Consider the following 6431-nt stretch of genomic DNA (forward strand, 5'->3'; position numbering starts at 1 on the left):
GTAGTCGTAGAGCTTACCGAGATCGACACCCTCTTCCCCGAGATCGGTGGTGTAGGTGTTGAAGTTCTCGGACTTGAGCATCAGCTCGATGCTCTGCGCAACGGTGGCGTCGTCTTCGATCAGCAGAACACGCATAACGCTACCTCGATCCGAGATGCCTCATACGTCCTCAACGATACCGAATGGTTAACAGCCGCTCCAGTGCTTCAGCACTTGGTGACAAACCGCACGGCCCACTCCTCGGTGGTGGGCTCGTGCCCCTCAAGGTCGGGCGCGCCGTCCCTGGCGGTGACCTTGCCCCGCGCCCGCCGGCGCTACCGGTTCGTCGAATCCATGTGCCGCATCTAATGCGCCGCTCTCCGTTCGCGCTCGATCCGCTGCTGCTCGATGAACGATGTGATCTCCCGTGCCAGTTCCTGATCGATCGGATCGGGCGACGCCTCCATGGCGGTGACCGCCGCGCCGATGCTGCCGTGATCGGCCGCGATCTCGTTCATGCCCGCCAGAAGCTGACGGTCCAGTTGTACGTGGGACATGCGGGCGCGGGCATTGTAGCGCTGGCTCGCCTCCAGTCTGGCGATGCGCGCCTCAATAACTTTGATCCTCATCAGAGCACTCCTTCTCGGCGCAGCAGGGCAACCGCCCATTCGTCGGGGCCGGAACCCAGGATCTCGCCAGCTTCGACCGGCCGCAGGGCCTCAGTGAGGCCGGCAAGCTCCTGGTTGTGTGACGACGGGCTTGCCTTTCCTTATCGCGCAAGTCTCGGACGAGTGCTCGCGCGTGGGCAGGTGCACGTTGGCGCCGAGCGCTCGCGCGCGGGCCGACGTCGACGAGGAGCCGCAGGTCCAAGCCTAGGCAGCGCCCCACACCCTTCGGGTCAGTGCCTGGACCAGCTCGGGGTTCAGTCCGCCTTGACCTGCAAAGCCATCGGTGTGTCCAGCGCAAGCGCCGGGGATCGATGCGCGGCCGCGAAGGTGGACGTGAGTTCGTCCGGCCTGTCGCCAGTACCGCGTCCTGCGAACCGAGGCCGATATCGACCTTGCCCCATTCCTCGCCCTCGGCCCCGTCAAGCCGGAACATCGCGAGATGTGGCGCCCGCCCGTCTTAGCGGCGCCCGGACGCCGCATTCGGCTTCAGGGCCCGCTCGATGGCCTCCATGGCACTCTCGTGCGCTTTGGCCTCGCTGCGGTGCGGACGGTCGGAGCGCTCGCTCAGCTTACCGCTCCGGCGGATCGCCCACTGGAAGTGGCCCTCCGGCTTGGTGAGAGGCGAGACCTCGATGGAGTAGGGGTGGGGAACAGTATCGACCATACCCGCCTTATGACAGGCTGCTCGCGATCACGCCATGGCAAAGGTGACTTCAAGCCATCGACAGCAGGCGCATGAGCGTGGCTTCTGCCTGAAGAGCCAGTGGAGATGTCCGCGGCTGAGCGAACATCCCCAAGCTGACGTCCTTAGACTCGCGTAAATGGGTTGCCGGACTTGTAGTTCTTACCCTTCGGCTCGGCCTTGCGCGGGTCCGGCTTGTCGGCGAGCAGGCGTTTCACGCGCTCGTTGAAGTCCTCAGGTGTGACAGCCTGTGCTTTGCCGGTCGTGAATTCGCGTGCCATTTCGGCCTCCGCTTCGTGGCCCAGGGCACGGGATTGCGCGGAGGGATGAAGCTCCTATGCACCATCTCAGAACGCCGGGCCAACACATTCGCGGCCGAGGCGGCCCGCCCGTGCCTCGCCGGGAGACGGGTTTGACGTGGTCCGCTTCCGCTTGGCGGTCGACAAACAGGCCGCGCTGCTGATTGGGTCAGGCGCTCAGCCGGCCGGCATGCGTCACTCTGCTGGTCTGGCGCTGCTGTACCGACAAGCATATCAGCCCGGCATGGCCAAGCGCGTGAAGTCCCTGCCCCAAGAGCGGGGCACCATCCTGTTCGATGTCGTCTTTGAGGACGGCAGCCGCGCTTCGAACCGGCGTGTGCCGATGGAGATGCTGGGTGGCTTGGATGGCGATCAGCCGGCCCGTGAGCTGATTGAGCAGCAGGAGGCGGAGATCGCGCAGAAGGCAGGTCGGCCGCCACGGGCGATCCGGAGCCTCACCCGGGCCGCCAAGCCCGAGCCGAAGCCTGCGCGCGACTAGGGCGTCACTGCAAACTCGGGGCAGGCACGCGAAACCAGCGAGCTCACCCCCTTCGGCGCTCGGCAGACCGAGCGAAGCGACTGCCAAATGCGCTTGAAGAAAGCAAAAAGCTGACGCGCTCGCACGAACGAGACAGTTTGCAGAGTCGCCCTGGTCCGTTCCTGAATCCGCCCCGGTGCAATGGGAGGTGCATGATATCGAACTCGTCACGGCAGGCGGGTTCATTCGCGAGCTTCCGCCCGCTTCCGGTCCGGACCGGAAGCGGGCGCAGGGACAATCCTGAAACAGCTCAGGCTTTGGCGCCGAGAACCAACCGAAGCGAGCGAGCCAGTTCGTCGCGCCGGTAAGGCTTGTTCAGCACCGGCAACTCGCCGTGCCCGATCACCTGTCCTTCGTCGAGGTTGGCCACGTAGCCCGAGGTGAGCAACACCTTGATGCCGGGACGTATCCCCTGCGCTTCGACCGCCAATTGTGATCCGTTCATCCCGCCCGGCATGACGACGTCGGAGAACAGGATGTCGATGCGTTCCACGCCCCGGAGATGCTCCAACGCTTCGGCGGCGTTGTGGGCGACGATGACCCGGTAGCGCAGCTCCTCAAGGCTCTCGACCGCCATCCCGAGCACCTGCTCATCATCCTCGACTAGCAGCACCGTCTCGCCCTCGCCGGCCCGGCGAAGCGGGATGGCACCCAGCACTTCCGGTCCGGTCTGCTCGTCGGCTGGGTCGGTCGAGCGCGGAAAGTACAGGTTGAACGTAGTCCCCTCGCCAACCTTGGACTCGACGTCCACGAAGCCTTTGGCGCTGCGGGTGAAGCCGTAGACCTGGCTGAGACCGAGCCCCGTTCCCTTGCCGACCTCCTTGGTCGTGAAGAACGGCTCGAACACGCGCTGGAGCGTGTCGGGCGGGATGCCGCTGCCGGTGTCGCTGACCGACACGACCACGTAGGATCCCGGTGACACGCCCTTGTCGGCGACGGCGGCCGTGCCGAGGCGGACGTTGCGGCTCACGACCGCGATCCGGGCGTGCCCGTCCCGGCCCTCCATCGCGTCGCGGGCGTTCACGATCAGGTTCAGCACCGCCGCCTCGAACTGCACCGGATCGATGCGGATCGGGTCGAGCGCCGGGTCGAGATCGAAGATGAGCTCGACGGCCCCTGTTGCCGCCCGCTCGGCCAGCGGTCTGAAGTCCAGGAGCAGGCGGTTCGGGTTCAGGGTCTGCGGCCGCAGCATCTGCCGGCGCGAGAACGCCAGGAGTTGCTGGGTGAGCTGCTCGCCGCGCCGCGCCGCGCCCATCGCCGCCTCGGCCAATCGCTTGACCCGGTCGACCTGCTCGGGCCGGCGCAGCATCATGTCGAGGCCACCGACGATGACGGTGAGGAGATTGTTGAAGTCATGGGCGACGCCCCCGGTCAGCTGCCCGATGGCCTCCATCTTCTGGGCCTGCCGCAGCGCGTCCTCAGTCATGCGCTGATCGGTCCGGTCCACCAGGATCCCGGCGATGCGGGACGGCGCACCGGTCGCGTCGTGTCTCACCTGCCCTTTCGCCGCGACCCAGCGCACGGCGCCGTCTCGCCGCGTGATCCGGCATTCCAGGCCGATGCCACCGGTCTCCGGGACCGCCGAGAACGCCGCCTCGACCGCCGACCGGTCCTCCTCGACGACGTGCGCGAGAAGGGTCTCGCGGGTCCACGATGGGACCGGCTCGGCGTAGCCGAAGATGGCATCGAAGCGAGGGGAGTGGCGGGAGGTTCCGTTCGCGAGATCGAGGTCCCACGAGCCCATGCCGGCCGCGTCAAGGGCGAAGGCCAAGGTCTCGCGAGCGGCCTCGACCTCTTGGGTCCGCTCCGTGACCCGCCGTTCGAGGCCCTCGTTGAGCAGGCGCAGGCGCTCCTGCGTGCGTTCGCGCTCGGCCAGGAGGGTGCGTGCCTGGTACTGGCGCCGGCGCGCCCGCAGCGCCGACGCGGCGGCGCTGGCCAATGTCTCGGCGTTGATCGGGCGCTCCAGCAGGATGACGTTGCCGAGTCGCGCGAGCATGCCGGCGGCTCGCTCCGGCCGGCGGCCGACCTGCCGGGTCGCCAGGACGATGAACGGGAAGTCGGACCAGGCGGGCTGCTCGTCGAGCCAAGCGAACAGCGACCGCGTGTCCGCGTCGGCGAGCGCCTCCTCGGTTACCAGCGCGGCACCGGCTCCCGCCTGCAGGCACGTCACCCAATCGAAAAGGTCTGCGCACACCGTGGTCGGGGTGCCGGCGCGGTTGAGCACCTGCTCGATCACCTCGGCGTCGCGCCCTCGCGGCGCCAGGATCAGAACGCGCCTTTCGTGATCCGACGGGCAATCCATCAGACCGCACCCGCCGGCCGGGTGCTGCCAGGCAGCATCGCGACCTCGCCCCGGTAGGACGGCAGGCCCGTGAGCACAGCCTCGAAGTCGCTCAGGGCCGCGCCGACCCGAAGCCCCTCGGCCGTGAGCTTCAACTCGCGGATCGTGCGCTCATGCGCGTTGACCCGGCTCTTCACCATGGACACGGCCGTGCGGACCTCGCCCTTGGCCTCGAAGTAGCGGAACAGCAGGATGCCGTCGCTGAGATAGCTGAGGTCGATGTCGGTCTGCACGTTCCCGATGACCCCGTGCTGGCCCAGGACCAGCAGCGTCGTGACACCTTGCTGGTTCAGGTAGTTCAGGAGTTCGTGCATCTGCAGGATCAGGAACTGCTCGCCCGGCATCGCGTGCAGGTAGGCGTTCAGGCTGTCGATGGCGACGAAGGTTGAGCGGCGTTCCTCCACCGCGTGCCGGACGAGGGTGGAGAACTCGCCCGGAGCGAGTTCCGCCGGATCGATCTGGGTGATGGTCAGCCGGCCCGCCTCGATGTGGGGAGCCAAGTCCATGCCGAGCATCGCGGAACGGGCGAGCACGGTCGTCAGCCCCTCATCGAACAGGAAGTAGGTCGCCGCCTCTCCTCGCTCCAAGGCGGCGAGCATGCATCGGACGGCCGTCGTGGTCTTTCCGACCCCCGAGGGACCGAGCAGCAGGGTGTTGGTGCCGGGCACCAGACCGCCGCCGAGCAGCAGGTCGAGCTCGGCGGAGCCGGTCGAGGTGGCGGCCGGATCGAACCTCGCGTGGTGCTCCGCCGCGATCAGGCGGGGGAAGACCCGCAGACCACCCGTGTCGAGCACGAAATCGTGGTAGCCGCCGCGGAACTTGATGCCACGCATCTTGATGATCCGCAGCCGGCGTCGTTCGGAGCCGAACTCGCGCGGCGACTGCTCCAAAGAGATCACCCCGTGGGCGATGCTGTGGAGCTGTACGTCGCCGGCCTCCGAGGTCCGGTCGTCCAGCATCAGCACGGTGCAGGCCCGTTTGGCAAAGAACTGCTTGAGGGCCAGGATCTGCCGTCGGTAGCGCAGCGGGTTCTGGGCCAGCAGGCGCAACTCGGACAGGCTGTCGAACACCACCCGGATCGGCTTCAAGTCGTCGACGCGAGCGATGACGTCCTTGACGGTCTCGCCGAGCTCGATCTCGGACGGGTGCAGGATCGACTGCTCGCTGTCGGGATCCAGGCCGAGTTCGTTGACGAGTTCGTAGATCTCGATGCCGTCGAGCGCCCAGCCGTGCGAGACAGCCGCGCTCCGCAACTCGTCCTCCGTTTCGGAGAGGGTGACATAGAGGCCGCGTTCGCCGCGCGCGGCGCCGTCGAGCAGGAACTGGAGCGAGAGCGTGGTCTTGCCAGTGCCGGGCGTACCCTCCAGCAGGTAGAGCCTGTCCGGGGTGAGGCCGCCGCACAGGACCTCGTCGAGGCCGGGTACGCCGGTCGAGATGCGCCCAGGGACGCGGGTCGGGGTGTCGGGGCCGTGTTCTGCCATCGTGTTGGTACGCCAAGCCTTTCCGAAGCATCACTTCAACGCTCGGGCACGGGGAATGCTCCTGCTTGCTCGGCGGCCCATGCGCGGCCTCCGCGCCTCCCGGGCCGCTCGACCGGATCAGGTCATCGCTTCGCTTCCGAAATTTCGTCCTCCTCGAGCCGGACGTGGGGCGCCGGGTCCGACGATTCTGGCCGGCCGCAGGCGACGTAGGTGAACCGGCGGTGTTCGGACCCGTGGCGGGGCAGGCGCTCCAAGCTGTCGCGGGCATCCCGCTCGCCCGCCGCCCAGCGGTCACGGACGGGGAAGGCGAGAAGTCGAAGCACTTCGTGTGAACCGGATCGCGCCCATCGATCCACCTTCACCAAGCTCGTCCCGCAGCACGGCCATCGCCAGGCAGCCACAGATCCTGCGAGCTGCGACCAAGCGTGCATCATCCGGAACAC

Annotated in this window: 6 protein-coding genes and 1 pseudogene; 1 reads left to right on the forward strand and 6 read right to left on the reverse strand. The window is 67.4% G+C overall.

Translation table 11 applies throughout. The features are described 5' to 3' along the window. The 4 genes and pseudogenes from CIW48_RS32580 to CIW48_RS33650 all read right to left on the reverse strand — a co-directional run. Positions 1-135, reverse strand: a pseudogene (locus tag CIW48_RS32580) (DNA-binding response regulator); the annotation flags it as partial. Positions 136-344: 209 nt separating this feature from the next. Beyond that, complete coding sequence (locus CIW48_RS32585) at positions 345-608, reverse strand: hypothetical protein (protein WP_149314476.1); 264 nt, start codon at positions 606-608, stop codon at positions 345-347. A 496-nt stretch (positions 609-1104) separates the two neighbouring features. Continuing rightward, on the reverse strand, positions 1105-1311 hold the full coding sequence (locus CIW48_RS32590) for a hypothetical protein (RefSeq protein ID WP_149314477.1): 207 nt from the start codon (positions 1309-1311) through the stop codon (positions 1105-1107). 143 nt (positions 1312-1454) lie between these two features. Then, entirely contained in the window at positions 1455-1610 is a 156-nt protein-coding gene (locus CIW48_RS33650) for a hypothetical protein (protein WP_173009482.1), read from the reverse strand. Between the two features lie 262 nt (positions 1611-1872). Here CIW48_RS33650 and CIW48_RS32595 point away from each other — a divergent pair, with 262 nt between their 5' ends. Beyond that, a complete protein-coding gene (locus CIW48_RS32595; RefSeq protein ID WP_091784528.1) occupies positions 1873-2127 on the forward strand; it encodes a hypothetical protein in 255 nt (84 codons plus the stop codon). Positions 2128-2416: 289 nt separating this feature from the next. Here the strand turns inward: CIW48_RS32595 and CIW48_RS32600 are convergent, their stop codons facing one another. Continuing rightward, positions 2417-4468: a PAS domain-containing sensor histidine kinase gene (locus CIW48_RS32600; RefSeq protein WP_149314478.1), complete on the reverse strand. Its 2052-nt coding sequence runs from the start codon at positions 4466-4468 to the stop codon at positions 2417-2419. Further along, positions 4468-5988 (reverse strand): ATPase domain-containing protein, encoded by a 1521-nt coding sequence (locus tag CIW48_RS32605; RefSeq protein ID WP_149314479.1) that lies wholly within the window; start codon positions 5986-5988, stop codon positions 4468-4470. Before CIW48_RS32605 ends, CIW48_RS32600 begins: the two co-directional genes overlap by 1 nt. Positions 5989-6431 lie beyond the last annotated feature (443 nt).

This window comes from Methylobacterium sp. P1-11, assembly GCF_008329595.1.
Lineage (GTDB): Bacteria > Pseudomonadota > Alphaproteobacteria > Rhizobiales > Beijerinckiaceae > Methylobacterium.